This is a genomic window from Brevibacterium daeguense, assembly GCF_021729135.1.
Classification (GTDB): Bacteria; Actinomycetota; Actinomycetes; order Actinomycetales; family Brevibacteriaceae; genus Brevibacterium; species Brevibacterium daeguense.
The window spans coordinates 1-19,262 of record NZ_JAJTWW010000005.1; the positions used below are offsets into that span (position 1 = coordinate 1).

Consider the following 19,262-nt stretch of genomic DNA (forward strand, 5'->3'; position numbering starts at 1 on the left):
GGTGCCCGGGCCGGCCGGCCCGGGCACCTCTTCACTGCTTCGTCGGCGCAGTCATCGACTCAGCGTCGGCCTGCTCGCCGCCTCAGTTCGGCCGGTGATCCAGCGCTCCGGAGTTCTCGAAGACGTCCCACGCGTAGTCCGACCAATCCGAGTCCGGGTCGTACCACTCGTTCATCTCGGACATGTCGCCGCCGTCCTCGTAACCGAGGTCCGCGACGCGCTGCTCCCAGGTGCCGGCCAGCTCCTGCACCTGCTCGATGATGTCGTCGGGGAGGTGGCCCTCCTCGATCGACGCCCGCTGCTGCTCCTTGACGAATTCACCGAGCTCGTCCTGGAAGGCATCATCAAATTCCTTGATCGTGCCGTCGACGCTGGCCAGGTCCTCCACGTGGACCGCGTTGGAGTCGACATAGCTCTGGGCGGAGCCGCTGAGCGCGATCGCGCTGCTGTCGAAGATGATCTGCTGGTACTCCAGCGGGAGCGCATCGAAGCTCGGACCCGCGATGTAGGTCGCCGAGAACCGCGGCCAGTTCGCGGTCGTCGAGTACGCCAGGTGGGGTGCGGCCTGGTAGATTCCGCTGATCTCCTTGGCGCTCATCGGCGACAGGTCGCAGTCGACCGTGCCGCGCTGCAGCGCCTCGAACGCCTCGGTGAACTCCAGGCTGGTCGGCACTGCTCCGAAGTGGTCCAGAGCCTCGCTCTGGGGCGCGCTGCCGGCGCGCACCTGCTTGCCCTTGAGCTGCTCTGCGGTGGCGATGTCGGAGTTGCAGTTCAGCGAGTAGGCCCCGTTCGCGAGGATCGGGTTCAGGGTGGTGACGCCCTCGCTCTCGTAGCGGTCCAGCAGTGCCTGGTCGTTCCAGCCGACCGCGGCACCGACCGCGTTGGCCACCATCTCACCGACCATCGGCGAGTACTCCACGTTGCCCAGCGCGGTTCCGATCGCGCTGGCCTCGGGGAAGCGCTGCGGCTCGTAGGAGATCAGGTGATAGGAGATGTCGACGCGGCCGTCGACCACGGCGTCGACCGCCTCGGGGTAGCCCGCGACAGCCATGCCCCAGATGATCTCGACCTCGATCTTGCCGTTGGACCGCTTCTCGATCTCTTCCTTGACCTGCATCGAACGGCGTCCGGACACCGAGTTCTCGGCCGGGGCGCCCACCTGGTAGGTGATCTTCACCGGATCGAGGTCTGCGATGGCCGCGTCGACCTCCTCCTGGCTGGCGCCGTACTCGAAGCCGCCACCGCCCTCCTGCGCGGAGTCGGACGATCCCGCGCTGCCGGCGCATCCCGCGACCGTCAGCATGGCCACGGCAGCGACGCCGCCGGCCAGGGCTTTCGCGCCGCGCGGCACTGTCCGCGAACGTGTAGAAATTTTCACCAAGACCCCTTTGTCGTCGGAAGAAGCTGCGGCTCGGAACTGCTGAGCCGCTCCCAACCGGTGACGGCTGCGTCACCGGAACGGCGCGGGCGGTGCTGCGATGCACCCCACCGCGCCGGCGGAAGTGGACTTATCGAACCACGGCCCGGGGCACTTTTACCAGCACCTTCTCGAAAGATCGTTAAGTTGTTATCAATCAAGCCGTTTCGACTGGTGGTGACGTGCCGTCGGGTGCCTCGCTTCTCCGCAGGGTTGGCGAGGCGATCGGGAGAATCATCGGCTCCAACCATTGACAGAGCGACCGAATGATCGGTAGATGTGATTCATGCCACTTGATGCAACGACGCAGCAGTTCCTGGCAACGATGGCCGAAGCCCGTGCCGTTCCCGTCCACGAATCCACCCCAGCGATCGCCCGCATGTCCGGACCGGCCTTCGCGAGGATGAGCGGCCCCGGTCCTGCCGTCGGCTCCGTGCGTGAGCTCGAGCTCGACGGGGAGGGCGGCACCTTCCGAGTCCGCGTGCTCGCCCCCGAGGCGCCCGCCCGCGCCATCCTCGTGTACTACCACGGAGGCGGCTGGGTGATCGGGGACATCGACCTCCAGTACGACACCCTCGGCCGCGAGCTCGTCACGGCAACGGACAGCACCGTGGTCATGGTCAACTACCGCAAGGCCCCCGAGCACCCCTTCCCCACCGCCATCGAGGACTCCTACACCGCCCTCGAATGGGTCGACGCCCACCGCGCGGAGCTGGCGCCGGAAGGCGTGCCGCTGATCGTCGGCGGGGACAGCGCAGGCGGCAACATCGCCGCGGTCATGACGCATCGTGCCCGTGACCGGAAGGGCCCGATCATCGACTATCAGGTCCTCGTCTACCCGGTCACCGACTGCGACTTCTCCCGCCCGTCCTACAACGCCCCGGAGAACCAGCTGCTGCTGTCGCGGCCCACGATGGAGTGGTTCTGGAACCACTACGCCCCCGCCGCGGAGGACCGCACCCATCCGGACGCCTCTCCCCTGCGCCACGACGACCTCAGCGGTCTCCCGCCGGCATTCGTCTACCTGGCCGAGCACGACCCGCTCCACGACGAAGGCCGCGAGTACGCCGAGCGGCTCGCGCAGGCGGGCACCGAGGTCGAACTCCTCGTCGCCGAAGGGCAGATGCACGCCTTCTTCCAGATGATCAACGTGCTCCCGGGCTGCCGCACGGGACTCGACCTCATCGCCGACCGGATCAACGCTCTGACCAGCGCGGATTCCTCGGAGTCGGCCTCACCGATTTCGCATGCTTGCGCGAACGGGGCACCCACCCCGGGCGCGGCTTCCTCCGACTCCGCACAGCTCACGAAGGGACAGCCGGCATGACGACGGTGACGAACCAGCCCGCAACCGCCTCGGCCGCCGCCGGCGCCCCGGAGACGCAGACGCCCGACTACGACGCCGTCATCGTGGGCGCCGGGTTCTCCGGGATGTACCAGCTGCACCGGCTCCGGCAGCTGGGGATGCGCGTGCGCGTGATCGAGGCCGGCGACGACGTGGGCGGCACCTGGTACTGGAACCGCTATCCCGGCGCCCGCGTCGACATCGAGTCCCGCCACTACTCCTACAGCTTCGATGACGAGCTGCAGCAGGAGTGGGACTGGTCCGAGCGCTACGCCGCCCAGCCCGAGCTGCTCGACTACGCCCGGCACGTCGCCGACCGCTTCGACCTGCACCGGGACATCACCTTCGGCACCCGCGTGAGCGCGCTCGACTGGCAGGACCGGCAGCATGCCTGGACGGTCACCACCGACAGCGGCGAGCGGCTGAGCAGCCGGTTCGTCATCCTCGCCACCGGCTGCCTGTCCGTGCCGCAGGAGCCGACGTTCGACGGGCTGGACGAGTTCCGGGGCGAGGTGCTCTACACCTCCCGCTGGCCGCACGAGGGAGTCGACCTCAGCGGCAAGCGAGTGGCGGTGATCGGCACCGGCTCCTCCGGCCTGCAGACGATCACCGCGATCGCACCCGAGGTCGCCTCGCTCACCGTCCTCCAGCGCACCCCCAACTTCGCGATCCCGGCGCACAACCACCCGCTCACCGATGACGACAGGGCGTGGATCAAGGAGAACTACCCGCAGCTGCGCGGCCAGGACTTCGAGTCCGCGCTCGACTTCTACGTCGACGACAGCCAGGTGCTGTTCGCCGAGCACGACGAAGCCGAGATCGACGCCGTCCTCGAGGAGCGCTGGCGCCGAGGCGGGCTCGGCTACACCCGCGCCTTCGCCGACAGTCTGCTGAGTGCCGAGGCGAACGCGCGGCTGGCCGACTTCGCCCGGGCGAAGATCCGGGAGCGAGTCGCGGACGAGAAGCTCGCGCAGAAGCTCATGCCGTTCGACTACCCGGTCGGCGCCAAGCGGATGTGCGTGGACACCGGCTACTTCGAGGTCTACAACCGGGACAACGTCCGCCTCATCGACATCGGCGAGCAGCCGATCGAAGGCTTCACCGCCTCGGGAATCGTGGTCCGTGCGCCGGAGGGCCGAGGCGGTCGCGAGGAGATCGACGTCGATGTCGTCGTCATGGCGACCGGGTTCGATGCGATGACCGGCGCCGTCGACGCCATCGACATCACCTCGGACGCGGGATCGCTGCGGGACAAGTGGCAGGACGGGCCGCGCACCTACCTGGGCCTGATGACCGCGGACTACCCGAACCTGTTCACCATCACCGGCCCGCAGAGCCCCTCGGTCCTGACGAACATGATGACCTCGATCGAATACCACGTCGACTTCATCTCCCGGATGCTGGAGAAGATGACTGCCGAGGGAACGACCCAGGTGGCGCCGCGACCCGAGGCCGAGGAGCACTGGGTCAACCTCACGAACGACCTCGGCGCGCTGACGCTGATGCCGAAGGCGCAGTCCTGGTACATGGGCGCCAACATCCCCGGCAAGCCGCAGGCGCTGATGCCATTCGTGGGCGGCTCGCACGTCTACATCAACTACTGCGAAGGCATCGTGGTGGGCAACTACCACGGCTTCGCATTCGGGAAGGTGTCATAGCGGGCTGGTGGTTGCGGCGCGGCTCGTGGTCGCGGCGCGGCTCGTGGTCGTGACGGGATTCCCGCCGGGTTCGCCGCGGCGTTCGGCACGGGGCGGTTCCGCGGCTCGCTGACCTCGTGGTGCTTCCGCCGGCGCCGGTTTCGGGTGATGCTTGAGGCATGTGCGGACGTTTCACACTCACGGTCGACGCGGCGAGCCTGGCGCGGATGTACTCCAACGACATCGGCGAGCTCGCCGAATGGCAGCCCACCTTCAGCATCGCGCCGACGGAGCGTGTTCCCGTGGTCCGCGAGCGCCTGGACAAGGACACCGGCACGGTCCACCGGGAGATCTCACCGATGGAGTGGGGCCTGCGACCGTCGTGGGCGACGACCCCGGGGCCCAAGCCGATCAACGCCCGACTGGAGACCGCCGCCACGAAGCGCATGTTCCAGCAGGCGTTCAACCGGCACCGGGCCATCGTGCCGATGAGCGGGTACTTCGAGTGGGTTCCCGAGGACGGCAAGAAGCAGCCCTACTACCTGTTCAGCGAGGACCACCCGATCCTGCACGCGGCAGGCCTGTATGCCATGCGCAAGGACGAGCACGGCGAGTGGCAGCTCACCTTCGCGATCATCACCACCGACGCCACCGACGCCGCCGGCCGCGTCCACGATCGGATGCCGGTGCTGATGCCCGATGAGCTCGCGGCCGACTGGGTCGATCCTGCGCGGCTCGCCTCGGGTGAGGAGATGACGGCCCGGCTGGCCGCGGCTGCCGAGGCGAGCGCGAAGACGCTGCAGGTCAGGAAGGTGTCGCGCCGGGTCAACAGCGTGCAGACCGCGGACCCGCACGACGCCTCCCTGCTCGATCCGGTCTAGCGGCTCATCACGGACACCGACTGGGAATCGAGGAAGCCGGACACGATCCGCAGGAGGTCGTCGAGGCGCTCGACATGCAGCGCATGGCTCGACCCGGGTCCGGTGAGGAGCTCGAAGCGAGCGCCGGGAATCGCATCCGCGACCTTCTTGGCCTGCCGCGGCGGCGTGAGCAGATCCTGCTCCCCCACGACGACGAGGGCCGGCGCGGAGATCGCCCCGATTCTGTCGAGCGAGTCGAATTCCAGATCCGCGTCCCACTGCTCGACGGTCACCTGCATCTGGGCTTCCGTCTGCGGCATCGCCGGGAGCATCGGCGCCATCAGCTCCTCCAGGTCGGGACGGTCGAGGAACTCCGGCGAGTACACGATCCCGGACGCCGCCATCGCCGCTTCCAGGTCCCGATGCACGTAGGGGTAGCGCAGGGCGGCGAGGACCGAACGCTGGAAGCCGTCGCAGCCGGCCCAGGTCGAGTACAGCACCGCCGAGGCCACCTGATCGGGGTGGGCGAGTGCCAGCTCCTGTGCGATGGCTGAGCCGAGCGACCACCCGAGGACATGGGCGGAGGGAATCTCGAGCGCCTCGAGCAGGGCGGAGGCGTCCTCGGCCAGCGAGGCGACGCTGATCGGGCCCTCGCCCCGCTCACTGCCGCCCAGGCCGCGGTTGTCGAAGGCGATCACCTGGTAGTCCTCGCTCAGGCGTGGCGCCAGCTCACCCCACAACGGGATCGACCCCGTTGTCCCCATGATCAGGAGGAGAGGCTCACCGCTGCCGGTGATCTCGTAGTTGAGGGAAACGCCGGTGCGGACTGGAATCTGCGGCATGACTGCTCCTTTGCAGGTCGTGGCTGTGGGGTGGTTCTGTCTGATGGGGTGGATCTGTCTGGTGGGGTGGTGCCGTCTGAGGTGTGCGGGTGGCGTGCCGGGTCGGATCGGCGGTGCTTACGATCGCTGATCAGCTGAACCGCAGCCCGTCGTCGAGGTCGACGATCGGGAACAGCTCTCGCTCGTAGTCGTACTCGAACATCTGCCGCCAGGGATCGCGGTCGCTCTGCTTGTACAGCCGGTCGAGCGCCCGGACCATGTAGCCGGCGCTGACATTCTCCGGGTCGACCCACGGGCGCATGGCCATGCCGTCGTCCTCCGGGTTCACCGTCGGCGTGACGACGTCGGCACCCGCCTCGGCCATCCGCCCAAGGATTCGCGTGACGAGGTCGTTGACGATGTCCACACGCAGGGTCCAGCTGTAGCGGAAGTACCCGAGCGCGAACGCCATATTCGGGATGCCGCTGATCATGATCCCGCGCCACGTGATCCGGTTGCTGAAGTCGACGGGCTCTCCGTCGACGCAGAACGGGATGTTCGCGAACGAGGCCATGTTGAGACCGGTTGCCGCGACGACGATGTCCGCGTCGAGCACCTCGCCCGAGGAGATCTGCACCCCGCTTTCCGTGAAGCGCTCGATCGTGTCGGTCTCGACCGAGAGGTTCCCGGCCTGCATCTGCTCGAAGAAGTCGCCGTCGGGAATCGAGACGACGCGCTGCTGCCACGGGCGGTAGCGGGGGCTGAAATGCCTGTCGAAGTCGACGTCCGCGGGAACGTGAGGACGAATGCTCTCGATCACCAGCTCGCGCGCCTCCTCCGGATTCTCCCGGCACAGAGTGACGATCGCGTCGGTCTGGTGGATGTACTGCCGCCGCAGAATCTCGTGCATCCAGTCATCGGGAAGCTTGAGCGGCGCCAGCGCCTCGGCGAGCTCGTGGACTTTCGGCGCGATGTAGTAGTACGAGGGGGAGCGCTGGAGCATCGTGACGTGCTCGGCGTCCCGGGCCAGCGCCGGCGCGAGGGTGGTGGCGGTCGACCCCGAGCCGATGATCAGGACGCGCTTGCCGGCGTAGTCGAGGTCCTCGGGCCAGTGCTGCGGGTGCAGCAGCACTCCCTCGTAGCGGTCCTCGTCCGGCCAGTGCGGACGGTACGAGGTCTCGTGGTCGTAGTATCCGTGGCACATCCAGAGGAAGCTCGCTGTGATGCGCAGCGTCTGCCCGGTGTCACCGCGGACGACGGTGGCGGTCCAGGTCGAGGTCGGTGAGGACCACTCCAGTCCTGTCACCCGGTGCCCGTAGCGGATGTGGTCGGCCAGACCGTCCTCGTCGATCACCGATTCCAGGTACTCCCGGATCGAGGCGCCGTCGGCGATCGAGGGACCGGTCCAGGGCTTATGCCGGTAGCCGTAGGTGAACAGGTCGCTGTCGGAGCGCGCGCCCGGGTAGCGATGGGTCAGCCAGGTTCCGCCGAACGATTCCTGGGCCTCGAGCATGGCGAACGTGCGGTCCGGGAAGTTGGTGCGGAGGTGGTGAGCGGCACCGATGCCGGAGACTCCGGCACCGACGATGAGCACGTCGAAGTGTTCGGTTGCGGGGCCGTCGGCATCCCTCTGCAACTCCATGGTCGGATTCTGCGTCATTGCATACTCCTGATGAGGTTCACGGCCGATTGCACAGCGACACTGCCGTGGATCGGTGAGCTCACTATATCCACATCGGTTTCCTCCTCGGAAGAGCCGATGTCGACCCATGCCGCTTTCGCAGTGCTTCACCCGAGCGCTCGATGGTGCCTTGCTGAGCGGCCCGTCCGCCCGCCATGCTGACATGCCGCTGAATCACCGAGCGGGCAGCCGGTGCGCCCGGCTGCCCGCTCTGCGGCATGCGATGCTGCCGCGGTGAGGATGACTCCGCCTCAGCGAGGGATCCCCCGCCTCAGCAGCTGAATTCGTGACTCAGCGGCTGGTCACCTTTCCGGTGAGCTGGGCCGCGGAGCGCATGAAGATCGGCCGGGCCAGGATCCAGCCGGCGACCACCACGAGGAGCGCGAGAGCGAACATCACGAAGCCCCACCAGCTGTCGGAGCCCTCGGGCATCCAGCTGAACATGTGGTTGAGGTTGTGACGCATGCCCGTGGTGAACACCAGGACGACGTGGAAGAAGATGAACACCACGAAGTAGAACATCACCGGCAGGTGGATGGCGCGGGCCAGCGGCGCCGGGTAGAACCTGCTGATCTTCCAGTCGTTGTTCCACACCGGGGACATCCGCAGACCGGTGATCGCGGCCAGCGGCGCGGCGATGAAGATCGTCACGAAGTAGGCCAGGACCTGCAGCGCGTTGTAGTTGACCCACGCCATCTCCGCCGGCCAGTCGAGCGAGAGGTACTGCAGCCCGGCTGAGACGGCATTCGGGAAGATGTCCCAGCTGGTCGGCACCACGCGCGCCCAGCGTCCGGAGGCGAACAGCAGGATCACGAAGATCAGGCCGTGGAGCACCCATAGGACGTCCAGGGTCAGGTGCAGCCACAGGTAGAGGCTCATCTTGGTCGGTGGCCTCTTGGTGGTGAACCGGCCGGTGTTGTTGCGGGTCCAGAACGCCTCGGGCTTCCGCTGGGTACGCACCAGCCAGCCCGAGCGGATGATCAGGACGATGAGGAAGAAGTTGAAGAAGTGCTGCCACTGCGCCCACCACGGAAAGCCCTCCGGGGTGCCTTCAGGCAGCTCGGAGTGTCCGGGGTAGTTCGCCAGGAACTCCGCACCGGTCGGGGTCCCCACGAACCAGCGCGCCGCGACCACGGCAATAGCCAGCACCGCGATGAGAATCGGAGCGACCCAGACCACCGTGAACCACGGTGTCTGGCGGAACGGCGTCCGCTTGCCCTTCTTCTTTTTCTTCTTCTTGGTGCTCGCCTTGGTCTTCGTGTCCGTCACCATGGTGCTCGACGGTCTCCTATCTGCTGCGACGCCGGCGACTGCTGTCGACGACGGTTGCGGGTCAGAACCTCGTCAATCGTAGTCGGCGGGCCGGACCGTCTCAGCTGCGGGTCGGCTTTCGAGACGCGCCTCCCAACCAGAGGCGATTCTGCCTCCAGCGGCTTTGCACGTTAGACTGGTGGAACTTGTGAACCCGTTCTCGGGTTCCCTGCGTCGTCAGGACTCCTCGTCATGGGAACCGCGTCATATCCCGGTTCGTGTTTCTGAAGCCACATCCTCGCGGCGATCGAGAGCACCGTCCGGTGCTCCCGCCCTTTGCCAGGACAGGTTCCTTCGCTCAGAACGCGATGCGCTGTGCACTGGCACGTTGAAAGGCACTCTTATCACTGCCACCCAGACTGTTTCACCCGCCTCCCCTTCGACTGCGGCCACCACTTTCGCCTCGCTCGGCGTGCCCGCCCCGATCCTCCGGGCACTCGCGGCCGACGGCAAGACCGATGCATTCCCCATCCAGCAGGACACTCTGCCGGACACCCTTGCTGGCCGCGATGTGCTCGGCCGCGGCAAGACGGGCTCCGGCAAGACGCTGGCCTTCTCCATCCCGATGGTCGCGCGCCTCGGCGAGTCGGCCGGTCGCGGCGCTCGCCGTCCGCGGAGCCCGCGCGGCCTGATCCTCGCCCCGACTCGCGAGCTGGCGACCCAGATCGAAGCCGTGCTCTCCCCGCTGGCCGCTGCGTACGGGATGAAGACCACCACCATCTTCGGCGGCGTCAGCGCGAACCGTCAGATCACCGCGCTGAAGGCCGGCGTCGACATCGTCGTGGCCTGCCCCGGGCGGCTGGAGGACCTGCTCCAGCAGCGGGCCCTGACTCTCGACGCGATCGAGGTCACCGTCCTCGACGAAGCCGATCACATGGCTGACCTGGGATTCCTTCCCGGAGTCACGCGCCTGCTGCAGAAGACCCCGCCCAAGGGCCAGCGGCTGTTCTTCTCCGCCACCCTCGACAACGGCGTGGACAAGCTGGTCCGACGGTTCCTGCACAACGAGGTCCTGCACTCGGTCGACGACCCGACCTCGCACGTGTCGGCCATGACCCACCACGTGTTCCAGGTTGACCGCGACGAGAAGAAGCAGCTCATCGAGAAGCTCTCCTCCGGCACCGGACGCCGCATCCTCTTCACCCGCACCAAGCACCAGGCGAAGAGGCTCGCCCGCCAGCTCACCGGGCAGGGGATTCCCGCCGTCGACCTGCACGGCGATCTCAACCAGTCGCAGCGGAACCGCAACCTCGCCTCGTTCGGCGGAGGGGACGTCCGCGTCCTGGTGGCCACCGACGTCGCGGCCCGCGGCGTGCACGTGGACTCCGTCGAGCTGGTCGTCCACGTCGACCCGCCGGCAGAGCACAAGGCCTACCTGCACCGCTCCGGCCGGACCGCCCGCGCCGGGAGCGCCGGCGACGTCGTCACGGTGATGCTGCCGGAGGAGCGCCGGGACACCCAGGTGCTGCTGCGCAAGGCCGCCGTCAAGGTGACGCCGGTCACCGTGACGGCCGAGTCCTCCGAGGTGTCCGACCTGGTGGGGCCCGAGGCGCCCTACGTCGAGCCGCAGCCCCGCGCCCCCCAGCAGCAGCAGCCGGCTCGTCAGCGCCCGCAGGGCCAGGGCGGCGGCAACGGTGGCGGTCGACGTCGCCGAGGCGGCAGCCCGTCCGGCCGGACCGGCCAGGCAGCCCCGTCCGGGCAGCCCCGCCGCGGCGGCCAGGGAGGACGAAGCGCGTCCGGCAGGTCGCGCAGCGACCGCTTCTGAGGCACCGACCGCTTCTGAGCTCAGATCCAAGGCCGTCCCGGTCACCCCGGGACGGCCGTTCTGCGCTGTGCTCGCCGGGGAGGAGCTGAGAACTCAGCCGCCGAGGAGCTCGGTCTTGATCTCCCGCTTGCGGATCTTGCCGGCGGCGTCGCGCAGCGGTCGGGTGGTCCCGACGACCCTCCTGGGCCGCTTCACCCGGGACAGGTGCTCGGTGAGGAAGTCGTCGAGATCGTCGGGCACCTCGCCGTCGGCCGTCTCCACCACGAGCGCGGGCACCTTGCCGAGCTCGGGATCCTCAAGCCCCACACAGCAGGAGGCGAGGACGGCGGGATGCCGGTCGACCGCCGCCTCGATCTCGGCCGGGTACACGTTGACACCGCCGACCAGCAGCATGTCCGCCCGCCGGTCGGTGAGGTAGAGATACCCGTCCTCGTCCAGCCGTCCGATGTCGCCGACGGTCTCCCACCCATCGTCGGCCGACTCTGCCCGGGCGCCCAGGTAGTGGTAGGACGGCGGTTCGCCGGCGCCTCGGCGCAGCCACACCTCGCCGATCTCACCGACCGGCAGCTCGCGGCCGGATTCGTCGCGGATGCTGACCTCGCCGACCTTCGCCGTCCCGACGGACCCCGGGTGCTCCAGCCATTCGGTTCCGGTGATCGTGGTCGCGGCCTGGCCCTCGGTGGGCCCGTAGAGCTCGTAGATCACCTCGGGGCCCAGCCAGTCGATCCACTCGCGCTTGAGCCACTGCGGGCAGGGAGCCGCCACGTGGAAGAAGGTCTCCACGGATGAGAGGTCGTAGCCGAACTTGACCTCGTCCGGGAGCTTCCAGATCCGCTGCATCATGGCGGGCACCGCGTAGACCCAGGTCGCGCGGTGCTGCTCGATCATCTGCAGCGCGGTCTCCGCGTCGAAGCGCTCCATGAGCACCGTGGTGCTGCCCAGCGTGAGCGCCGCGAGCGCGTCGCTGAAGGGCGCATTGTGGGACAGCGCGGCGGTGATCAGGCAGATGCCGTGCTCGGGCACGCCCATGGCCAGTCCGAGCTGGGCGATGCTCGCAGGATCAGCGGGTGCTCCGGAGAGGATGAGCTTGGGCCGGCCGGTGCTGCCGCCGGAGGTCGGAACCTTGAGCTGCGGGGCGACGACGGCAGGCAGGGGCGCGTCGGAGAGCCGTTCGGCGCCTCGGACGTCGGTGAGGCGCGGCACCGCAATGCTGCGGTCCGTGGTGTCGACGGCGAGCGCGGGGCGCCCCAGCTCGACGATCGCGTTGAGCTCGCCCTGCACCATCCGGTCCGACACCGGCATGGGCACGGCGCCGATCTTCCACGCCGCGATCGCCGAGAGCATCATGAGCGACCCGACCGGCGTGGAGATGAGCACGAAGTCGCCCTCGCCGACCCCCTCCTGAGCGAACAGGCGCGCGAGCTGGTTGGTGCGCGATTCGAGCTCGGCGAAGGCGATCACTCCGGTGGCGTCGATGATCGCGTCGACGTCTCCGCGCTCGGCCGCGTGGTGCGCGAACTGCTCGTGGAAGGTCGGACGAACGTCCGCCTCGATCTCCGGGGAGCTCGGTCCGGGAGTCGCTTCTGCACTCGGTGACATGGGGAACTGAGCCTCCTTGGCCCGGCAGCGGAGGGCCTCCCGAGGCGCCACGCAGCGTCGTCGATGACGCATGCCATTGCGGAGCCCCGGGCAGCATCGGTGCCGCCGTAGTGAACAGTTGAAGTCGACCTCAGAGTAGATTCCGCGGCATGGCGCGTCAATGAGCGGCTCGATCGTTGTTAGTGTCGGAATGCGCGCTTCAATGCCGAGCCGCGCGGAACCCCGCCAACTTCTGATTCAAAGGTGAAGACATGAATAGGCCTGCCCCTCGGACGACCCGGCGAACCCCACGTCGATCGGCCCGCCGCCCCCGGCTCCTCGCGGCTGCCGCCTCGGCCGCTGCCCTCGGACTGACTCTGAGCGCCTGCGCCGGCAGCGCCGGCAGCAGCGGCGGTGATGAAGGCGGCGGTGAGGGCTACGAGTACGGCGCCTCGCAGGAGGAGATCGACGCCGCGATCGCCGACCTCGAGCCGGTGACCATCAAGTACCAGATCCCGGCGACGTCCCAGAACTCCCCGCAGGAGCCCCTGGGCAGCGTGTTCAAGGAGACGGTCGAGGAGCGCTCGGGCGGCAAGATCACGGTGGAGCTGGCCTGGAACCAGTCGATCGCCACCTATGAGGATCTGCACGACGCTCTGGCCGACGGGCGCGTGGACATGGCCTTCACCCTGCCGTCGTACGACCCCGCGCAATTCCCCGCCTTCAACGCCCTCAACGAGCTGCTCGGCGGTGACCCGTCCTCCCCGATGCTCGGCGAGCTCCTGATCAACACCGTTGCCGCCGACGTCAGCTGGCAGACCCCGGAGATCCTGGAGGAGTACGAGGCGATCGACGTCACCCCCCTCGTCCCGGTGATGGCCTCCGGCAACTACTACTCGATCTGCACCGAACCCGCCCCGGAGCTCGAGGACTGGCAGGGCCTGCAGGTGCGGGTCGGCTCCCCGGCGGCCAGCGACATGGTCGAGCACGTGGGCGGTTCCCCGGTGTCGATCGCCGGCGTCGAGGCGTACGAGGCGCTGCAGCGCGGCACGATCGACTGCTCGCTCGCCGTGCTCTCGGACGTGGTGCAGGGCGGCTTCTTCGAGGTCGCGCCCAGCCTGGGCTATCCGACGACGACCAGCTTCCCGCGGGTGTCCGGGGCGATCCTCACCGGCACGACGGTCGAGCAGCTCCCGCTGGCGTACCAGCAGATCATCTTCGACTCCTTCGACGGCTACTACCAGGGCGGAATGGAGGCGACGATCGGCAGCAAGGTCGACGCGATCAGCCAGGCGAAGGAGACAGGAGTCGCCATCGACGAGGCGTCCGAGGATCTGCAGGAGCAGATCAAGTCGTTCGCCGACGGCCGGCGCCAGGAGATCGCGGAGTCCGGGATCATCGGCGAGGACATCCTCGACCGGCTCGACGCGTCGCGAGAGAAGTGGACGACGAAGATCGAGGAGCTCGGCTATTCCGAGGACGGCGGACTGGAGGACTTCGACGAGTGGTACGACCCGGAGACCGACTACCGGCCGGTCGCCCAGGAGCTGCTCAAGGAGACGATGCTGGAGCACCGCCCGAGCTGAGCCTGAGCCGGAACCTGAGCCACGGGACAGGCCTCCGTGCCAGGGCTGAAAACCGTGCCAGGGCTGACAGCTCAAGAGCCGATTCCTCCGGGATCCTCTTGGCGCGGCCCTGGCGCGGTGCCAGACTTGAAGCATGTGCAGGAACATCCGCCCGTTGCACAACTTCGAACCGCACGCCACCTCGGAGGAGGTCCACGCGGCGGCTCTGCAGTATGTGCGCAAAGTTGCGGGCATGACGAAGCCATCGGCCAGGAACGCGGCTGTGTTCGATCGTGCTGTCGCCGAGGTCGCCGAGGCCACCGAACGGCTCCTGGCCGACCTGGTGACCTCGGCACCGCCGAAGGACCGCGACGTGGAAGCCGCAAAGGCGAAGGAACGCTCGGCACGCCGCTTCGGGACGATGACGGCCTGACCTGCGTTTGGCGGGCAGCTCTCACGCCGCCGCCGAGGCGGTTCGCCGCGCGCATTCCGCCGAGGCGGACGACCGCTGGGACCGGGTGGCCGGTCCCAGCGGCCCCGCCTCAGGTGATCCGCGCGATGGGGCTGCCCTGAGCGACCGCCTCGTCCTCCGCGACGAGGAGTTCGATGACGCCGGCAGCCGGGGCGAACACCTCGGCGTCGACCTTGTCGACCTGGACCTCGCCGATCAGCTGGTCCACGTTGACGGTCTCCCCGTCGGCCACGTACCAGGTGGCGAGCACGCCCTCGGCGTCCGGCTTGTCCTCGCTCAGCTGCGGGAACACGATGTCGGTCATGACACCACCTCGCGCACAGCGGCCTCGATCCGGTCCCGCGTGGGCAGCGCCGCGTACTCCAAGTCGTGGGCGTACGGGATCGGCACATCCGGCATCGTCACCCGTTTGACCGGTGCCTTCAGGAGGCCGGGGTCGACGTCGGTGACGGTGGCGACCACCTCGCCGGACACGCCGAACGACAGGTAGTCCTCGTCGACTACGATCAACCGGCCGGTCTTGCGCACGGAGTCGAGGATCGCCTCCCGGTCCAGCGGGACGAGCGACCGCAGGTCGATCACCTCGACGTCGATGCCCTCGCCGGCGAGCGCCTCGGCGACGTCGAGCGAATGGTGCACCGACAGGGACAGCGTGACGATCGTGGCGTCCGAGCCCTCCCGCGCGACGCGCGCCTTGCCGATCGGCACGAGGTGCTCGCCCTCCGGCACGATGTCGATCGACCGCTTGTTCTTCGCCATCCACGGCAGCCCCATGATCCCCTTGTGGAACATGTACACGACGGGATTGTCGTCCCGGATCGCGGAGGTCATGAGACCCTTGGCGTCGGCGGGGTTGGACGGCACGACGACCTTCATGCCCGGCAGGTGGGCGAACGTGCCCCACAGGGTCTGGGAGTGCTGGCCGCCGTCGGAGTACCCGCCGCCCACGGCCGTCGTCAGCACCATGGGCACCTTGACGTTGCCGCCGGAGAAGTAGTGGATCTTGGCCATGTGGTTGTAGATCTGGTCCAGGCACACGCCCAGGAAGTCCGCGAACATCAGCTCGACGATCGGCCGCATGCCCTCGGTCGCTGCGCCGATCCCCAGCCCGATGAACGCGGTCTCCGAGATCGGGGTGTCGATGATCCGATCCTTCCCGAACCGCTCGAGCAAGCCCGTGGTCGAGGAGAAGATGCCGCCGTACTCGCCGACGTCCTCGCCGAGGTAGACGATCGAGTCGTCGCGCTCCATCTCCTGGGTGATCGCCTCGACCATCGCCTTCGAGGTGTTGAGCCGGCGGCGGGCCTGCTGGGTCGCCTGCGTGGTGTCGGTCGAGGTCATCGCTCCTCCTCGGCGAAGATGTACTTCATGAGATCGGCGGGGTCCGGGATGTCGCTGTCCTTGGCGAAGTCGATCGCCTCCTCGACCTGCGTGACGGCGCGCTCCCGGGCGGAATCGACCGCGGCGTCGTCGAGCACGCCGGCCTCGCGCAGCCGGGATTCGTAGCGCGGGATCGGGTCCAGGGCGGTGATGTCGTCGAGGTCGGTGCGGTAGCCCTGGGCGTCGCCCTCGAAGTGGCCCCAGAGCCGCAGGGTCGCCACTTCGATGAGGCTGGGTCCCTCGCCGGCGCGAGCGCGCTCGACGGCGCGTCCGGCCGCCTGGTAGACCGCCTCGACGTCGTTGTCCTCGATCCGCTCGCCGGGGATGCCGTAGCCGGCCGCCCGGACGGCGTTCGAGCTCACCGCGGTCGAGGCGGTCCGGGCCACCGAGATGCCCCATTCGTTGTCCTCGACGATGAACACCACCGGCAGCTTCCACAGTGCCGCCAGGTTGAGGGATTCGTGGAACGCGCCCTGGTTGGCGGCGCCCTCGCCGGCGACCGCAACGGCGATCGCATCAGTGCCCCGCCGCTTGAAGGCGAAGGCCATGCCCAGCGCCGGCGGATAGCCCTCGGCGACGATGCCCGAGCACGAGAAGTGGACGTCGGGGTCGAACAGGTGCATGTGCCCGCCCCTGCCCCGCCCGAGCCCGGTGGTGCGGCCGAAGATCTCCGCCGTCATCTTCTTCATGTCCACGCCGTGCGCGACCGCGAAGTGGTGCGGCCGGTGGGTGGCGGTGACGGCGTCCTCGGCGGTCAGGTGCGCGCAGACGCCCGCCGCCACGGGTTCCTGCCCGGCGGAGAGGTGCATCTCGCCGGGGATCAGGCCCTTGCCGATGTCGAAGCCGGGCCCCTTGTCGGCGTGGTACTCCCGGAGGATCGCCTCCTCATAGGTCCGGGAGAGGACCATGGTCGAATAGAGCCCGAGGCGGGTGTCGTCGGAGAGATCGCGTCCGGGCGCGGAGGTTTCGCGAGTATCCGGGACCGGCGCGTCTGCCGGTGCGGATCGAGTGGTGGTGGATGTGGTCGTGCATTCGGTCGTCGATTCCGATGCGTGCGTGGATTCGGTCATAGCTGCCCCCATTGGCCTCTGCTTCCGTACCGCGAATCCTAGTTCGCCTGACGGCAGCAGGCAATGATCACCGGAGCCGAACACGCCACCGAGAAGACCCCACTTTCGTCCCGAAGAAGCGTCGAAAGTCAAGCTCACTCGCTCTAGCATGGAATCATGATCCGGCGACTGATTCAGAAACTGTTCGGGCGCGACACCAGTCCCGCCATGACGACCACACAGCGCCAAGCCCACCGGGAAGGGGCCGCCATGACCACCTACACCATCTTCGGCACCGGCAACATGGGAACCGCGATCTCCGGCGTGCTCAGCAAGGGCGGCGCCTCCACCGACAACCTCTCCCACGGGGAGGCCACCACCGCGACTATCGAGGGCGAGGTCGTCATCCTCGCCGTTCCCTACCCGGCGGTCGATGAGATCATCACGCGGCACCGTGAGGCCCTCGCCGGCAAGACCGTCATCGACATCACCAACCCGTTGAACTTCGACACTTTCGACGAGCTGGTCGTTCCCGCCGGCTCCTCCGCTGCAGCCGAGATCCAGGGCAAGCTGCCCGACTCCACGGTTCTCAAGGCGTTCAACACCACCTTCGCCGCCACCCTGAACTCCGGGAAGACCGGCGACCTGACGACCACCGTGCTGGTCGCCGGCGACGACGAGGCCGCGAAGAGCGCCCTGATCACCGACATCAATGCCGGCGGTCTGGACGCGCTCGACGCCGGTTCCCTCAAGCGCGCCCACGAGCTGGAAGCCCTCGGCTTCCTGCAGCTGACCCTCGCCGGGGCGGAGAAGATCAGCTGGAGCGGCGGTTTCGGCCTGGTCAAGTAACGCCGCCACCTGCGGCGAGTCCGGCGTCGACCAGCCCGCCCTGAGCCGAGGCGGGTGCCGGCCAGCGTGGTCAGCCGGCGGGCTCCTCGGCCGGCGCCTCTCCGAACAGGGAGCGCGCCTCGGCGACGTCGTACTCCTCCACGGAGACCGAGAGCATCGCCGCGCGCTGCTCGGGGGCCGGTCCGCCCGTGCGGAAGGCGTCGAGCTCGGCCTGCGACTCCCAGCGCTCGAAGATGTTGATCCTGGCGGGATCGACGAGGTCGGCCGAGATCGACATGTCGAGGCAGCCGGACGCGTTGCGCGCCTGCTCGACGATGTTCACGCAGCTGGCGAGGTAGTCCTCGCGCTCCTCGGGCGCGACGGTGATGTGTCCTGCGACGATGATCATGACTGGGTGCTCCTTGTCGGGTTGGCGGGCTGGTCCCTTCGATAGTCCCAAGAGCCGGCACGCGGCGCTTCTCCGAACGTGCGCTCGTGCTGCAGCCTCGACTCGTCGCAAGGTCGGCGGGTTGGCGGACCGGTCGGCTGGTCCCCTTCCGCCGGACCAGCAGCCGTTGACCGGACCTCTGGGTTTCAATACAGTTCGAACATCTGCTCACCCCGCATCAAGGAGGATGTCCATGAGCACCGAACCGACGACTGCCGAGCCGACGATCGTCCTGGACCAGCTCTCGTTCCTCGAGGGCCCGCGCTGGCACGATGGCCGCGTCTGGGTCTCCGACTTCTACACGCATCAGGTCCTGTCCGCCCGCGAGGACGGCAGCGACCGTCGCGTGGAGGCCGAGGTCCCTCAGCAGCCCAGCGGCCTGGGGTGGCTGCCCGACGGCCGACTGCTCATCGTCTCCATGCGGGACCAGAAGATCCTCCGCCGGGAGGAGGACGGCTCGCTCGTCACCCACGCCGACCTGCAGGGCAAGCTCAATGACAAGCTCAACGACATGGTCGTCGACCGCGAGGGTCGGGCGTACGTGGGCGCGTTCGGCTTCGACCTCATGGGCGGCGCCTCGCTGACCTCGAGCAGCATCGTCCGCGTCGATCCGGACGGCACCGTCGAGGTCGCCGCAGAGGACCTGTGGTTCCCCAACGGCATGGTGCTCACCGACGACAACGTGCTGCTGGTGGCAGAGACCTTCGGCAATCGGATCTCGGCATTCGACGTCGCCGCCGACGGCAGTCTGGGGGCGCGGCGCGACTGGGCAAGCTTCGGTCCCGCGCCCAGCAGCGCGAACGTCAAGGAGGCGCTGCAGGCACTCACCGTCGCACCCGACGGCTGCAGCGGGGCGGCGGACGGCACGCTCTGGATCGCCGATGCCGACAGCGCGCGCGCGATCCGGGTGCGCGAGGGCGGCGAGATCGTCGAGGAGATCTCGGTCAGCCCCGGGGTGTACGCCTGCGCGCTGGGCGGCGAGGACGGGAAGACCCTGTTCCTCTGCACGGCGCCGGACTTCGCGGAAGGGCGGCGGAAGAACGCGCGCGAGGCGCAGCTGCAGTCGGTGCGGGTCTCGGTCGAGCACGGAGGACTGCCGTAGGGC

General features: G+C 68.3%; 17 protein-coding genes. 8 read left to right on the plus strand and 9 right to left on the minus strand.

Annotated elements, in window-relative coordinates; genetic code table 11:
- Positions 1–82: 82 nt before the first annotated feature.
- Complete coding sequence (locus tag LXN01_RS06715) at positions 83–1,378, minus strand: type 2 periplasmic-binding domain-containing protein (RefSeq protein WP_236863858.1); 1,296 nt, start codon at positions 1,376–1,378, stop codon at positions 83–85.
- Between the two features lie 325 nt (positions 1,379–1,703).
- Here LXN01_RS06715 and LXN01_RS06720 point away from each other — a divergent pair, with 325 nt between their 5' ends.
- From LXN01_RS06720 to LXN01_RS06730, 3 genes are all read left to right on the plus strand, one after another.
- Positions 1,704–2,744: an alpha/beta hydrolase gene (locus LXN01_RS06720; protein ID WP_236863859.1), complete on the plus strand. Its 1,041-nt coding sequence runs from the start codon at positions 1,704–1,706 to the stop codon at positions 2,742–2,744.
- Positions 2,741–4,420, plus strand: a complete 1,680-nt coding sequence (locus LXN01_RS06725) for a flavin-containing monooxygenase (protein ID WP_236863860.1) — start codon at positions 2,741–2,743, stop codon at positions 4,418–4,420. Before LXN01_RS06720 ends, LXN01_RS06725 begins: the two co-directional genes overlap by 4 nt.
- Positions 4,421–4,578: 158 nt before the next feature.
- Positions 4,579–5,280, plus strand: coding sequence for an SOS response-associated peptidase (locus LXN01_RS06730; RefSeq protein WP_236863861.1), 702 nt, complete (start codon positions 4,579–4,581; stop codon positions 5,278–5,280).
- On the opposite strand, the gene LXN01_RS06735 is transcribed toward LXN01_RS06730, so the two are convergent.
- The 3 genes from LXN01_RS06735 to LXN01_RS06745 all read right to left on the minus strand — a co-directional run bounded on the left by LXN01_RS06735 (position 5,277) and on the right by LXN01_RS06745 (position 9,033).
- Positions 5,277–6,101 (minus strand): alpha/beta fold hydrolase, encoded by an 825-nt coding sequence (locus LXN01_RS06735; RefSeq protein ID WP_236863862.1) that lies wholly within the window; start codon positions 6,099–6,101, stop codon positions 5,277–5,279. The genes LXN01_RS06730 and LXN01_RS06735 overlap by 4 nt on opposite strands.
- 130 nt (positions 6,102–6,231) lie before the next feature.
- Positions 6,232–7,740 (minus strand): flavin-containing monooxygenase, encoded by a 1,509-nt coding sequence (locus LXN01_RS06740; protein WP_236863863.1) that lies wholly within the window; start codon positions 7,738–7,740, stop codon positions 6,232–6,234.
- A 312-nt stretch (positions 7,741–8,052) separates the two neighbouring features.
- Positions 8,053–9,033, minus strand: coding sequence for a cytochrome b/b6 domain-containing protein (locus tag LXN01_RS06745; protein ID WP_236863864.1), 981 nt, complete (start codon positions 9,031–9,033; stop codon positions 8,053–8,055).
- Positions 9,034–9,484: 451 nt separating this feature from the next.
- On the opposite strand from LXN01_RS06745, the gene LXN01_RS06750 reads away from it, so the two are divergent.
- Positions 9,485–10,837 (plus strand): DEAD/DEAH box helicase, encoded by a 1,353-nt coding sequence (locus tag LXN01_RS06750; RefSeq protein ID WP_236863865.1) that lies wholly within the window; start codon positions 9,485–9,487, stop codon positions 10,835–10,837.
- Positions 10,838–10,930: 93 nt separating this feature from the next.
- On the opposite strand, the gene LXN01_RS06755 is transcribed toward LXN01_RS06750, so the two are convergent.
- Positions 10,931–12,436 (minus strand): AMP-binding protein, encoded by a 1,506-nt coding sequence (locus LXN01_RS06755; protein ID WP_236863866.1) that lies wholly within the window; start codon positions 12,434–12,436, stop codon positions 10,931–10,933.
- A gap of 251 nt (positions 12,437–12,687) precedes the next feature.
- On the opposite strand from LXN01_RS06755, the gene LXN01_RS06760 reads away from it, so the two are divergent.
- Both LXN01_RS06760 and LXN01_RS06765 read left to right on the plus strand, forming a co-directional pair.
- Positions 12,688–14,001 (plus strand): type 2 periplasmic-binding domain-containing protein, encoded by a 1,314-nt coding sequence (locus tag LXN01_RS06760; RefSeq protein WP_236863867.1) that lies wholly within the window; start codon positions 12,688–12,690, stop codon positions 13,999–14,001.
- 133 nt (positions 14,002–14,134) lie between these two features.
- Positions 14,135–14,413: a DUF2277 domain-containing protein gene (locus LXN01_RS06765; protein WP_236863868.1), complete on the plus strand. Its 279-nt coding sequence runs from the start codon at positions 14,135–14,137 to the stop codon at positions 14,411–14,413.
- A gap of 109 nt (positions 14,414–14,522) precedes the next feature.
- Here LXN01_RS06765 and LXN01_RS06770 read toward each other — a convergent pair whose 3' ends face one another.
- From LXN01_RS06770 to LXN01_RS06780, 3 genes are read right to left on the minus strand one after another with little or no spacing between them, the layout of a single operon-like run.
- Positions 14,523–14,756, minus strand: a complete 234-nt coding sequence (locus tag LXN01_RS06770) for a biotin/lipoyl-containing protein (RefSeq protein WP_236863869.1) — start codon at positions 14,754–14,756, stop codon at positions 14,523–14,525.
- Positions 14,753–15,793, minus strand: coding sequence for an alpha-ketoacid dehydrogenase subunit beta (locus LXN01_RS06775; protein WP_236863870.1), 1,041 nt, complete (start codon positions 15,791–15,793; stop codon positions 14,753–14,755). The genes LXN01_RS06770 and LXN01_RS06775 overlap by 4 nt, the downstream gene beginning before the upstream one ends.
- Entirely contained in the window at positions 15,790–16,902 is a 1,113-nt protein-coding gene (locus LXN01_RS06780) for a thiamine pyrophosphate-dependent dehydrogenase E1 component subunit alpha (RefSeq protein ID WP_236863871.1), read from the minus strand. The genes LXN01_RS06775 and LXN01_RS06780 overlap by 4 nt, the downstream gene beginning before the upstream one ends.
- Before the next feature lie 207 nt (positions 16,903–17,109).
- Between LXN01_RS06780 and LXN01_RS06785 the strand changes: the two genes are divergently transcribed.
- Positions 17,110–17,730: an NADPH-dependent F420 reductase gene (locus LXN01_RS06785; protein ID WP_336885241.1), complete on the plus strand. Its 621-nt coding sequence runs from the start codon at positions 17,110–17,112 to the stop codon at positions 17,728–17,730.
- 70 nt (positions 17,731–17,800) lie between these two features.
- Here the strand turns inward: LXN01_RS06785 and LXN01_RS06790 are convergent, their stop codons facing one another.
- Entirely contained in the window at positions 17,801–18,118 is a 318-nt protein-coding gene (locus tag LXN01_RS06790) for a putative quinol monooxygenase (RefSeq protein ID WP_236863872.1), read from the minus strand.
- A 232-nt stretch (positions 18,119–18,350) separates the two neighbouring features.
- Here LXN01_RS06790 and LXN01_RS06795 point away from each other — a divergent pair, with 232 nt between their 5' ends.
- Positions 18,351–19,259: an SMP-30/gluconolactonase/LRE family protein gene (locus tag LXN01_RS06795; RefSeq protein ID WP_236863873.1), complete on the plus strand. Its 909-nt coding sequence runs from the start codon at positions 18,351–18,353 to the stop codon at positions 19,257–19,259.
- Positions 19,260–19,262 lie beyond the last annotated feature (3 nt).

Excerpts from the sequence above, each read along its gene's own strand:
- LXN01_RS06795 (WP_236863873.1), top strand. The coding sequence starts at position 18,351 with ATGAGCACCGAACCGACGACTGCCGAGCCGACGATCGTCCTGGACCAG.
- LXN01_RS06735 (WP_236863862.1), bottom strand. The coding sequence starts at position 6,101 with ATGCCGCAGATTCCAGTCCGCACCGGCGTTTCCCTCAACTACGAGATC.
- LXN01_RS06760 (WP_236863867.1), top strand. The coding sequence starts at position 12,688 with ATGAATAGGCCTGCCCCTCGGACGACCCGGCGAACCCCACGTCGATCG.
- LXN01_RS06730 (WP_236863861.1), top strand. The coding sequence starts at position 4,579 with ATGTGCGGACGTTTCACACTCACGGTCGACGCGGCGAGCCTGGCGCGG.
- LXN01_RS06720 (WP_236863859.1), top strand. The coding sequence starts at position 1,704 with ATGCCACTTGATGCAACGACGCAGCAGTTCCTGGCAACGATGGCCGAA.
- LXN01_RS06790 (WP_236863872.1), bottom strand. The coding sequence starts at position 18,118 with ATGATCATCGTCGCAGGACACATCACCGTCGCGCCCGAGGAGCGCGAG.
- LXN01_RS06755 (WP_236863866.1), bottom strand. The coding sequence starts at position 12,436 with ATGTCACCGAGTGCAGAAGCGACTCCCGGACCGAGCTCCCCGGAGATC.
- LXN01_RS06770 (WP_236863869.1), bottom strand. The coding sequence starts at position 14,756 with ATGACCGACATCGTGTTCCCGCAGCTGAGCGAGGACAAGCCGGACGCC.
- LXN01_RS06765 (WP_236863868.1), top strand. The coding sequence starts at position 14,135 with ATGTGCAGGAACATCCGCCCGTTGCACAACTTCGAACCGCACGCCACC.
- LXN01_RS06775 (WP_236863870.1), bottom strand. The coding sequence starts at position 15,793 with ATGACCTCGACCGACACCACGCAGGCGACCCAGCAGGCCCGCCGCCGG.
- LXN01_RS06740 (WP_236863863.1), bottom strand. The coding sequence starts at position 7,740 with ATGACGCAGAATCCGACCATGGAGTTGCAGAGGGATGCCGACGGCCCC.
- LXN01_RS06745 (WP_236863864.1), bottom strand. The coding sequence starts at position 9,033 with ATGGTGACGGACACGAAGACCAAGGCGAGCACCAAGAAGAAGAAAAAG.
- LXN01_RS06780 (WP_236863871.1), bottom strand. The coding sequence starts at position 16,902 with ATGACCGAATCCACGCACGCATCGGAATCGACGACCGAATGCACGACC.
- LXN01_RS06785 (WP_336885241.1), top strand. The coding sequence starts at position 17,110 with ATGACGACCACACAGCGCCAAGCCCACCGGGAAGGGGCCGCCATGACC.
- LXN01_RS06725 (WP_236863860.1), top strand. The coding sequence starts at position 2,741 with ATGACGACGGTGACGAACCAGCCCGCAACCGCCTCGGCCGCCGCCGGC.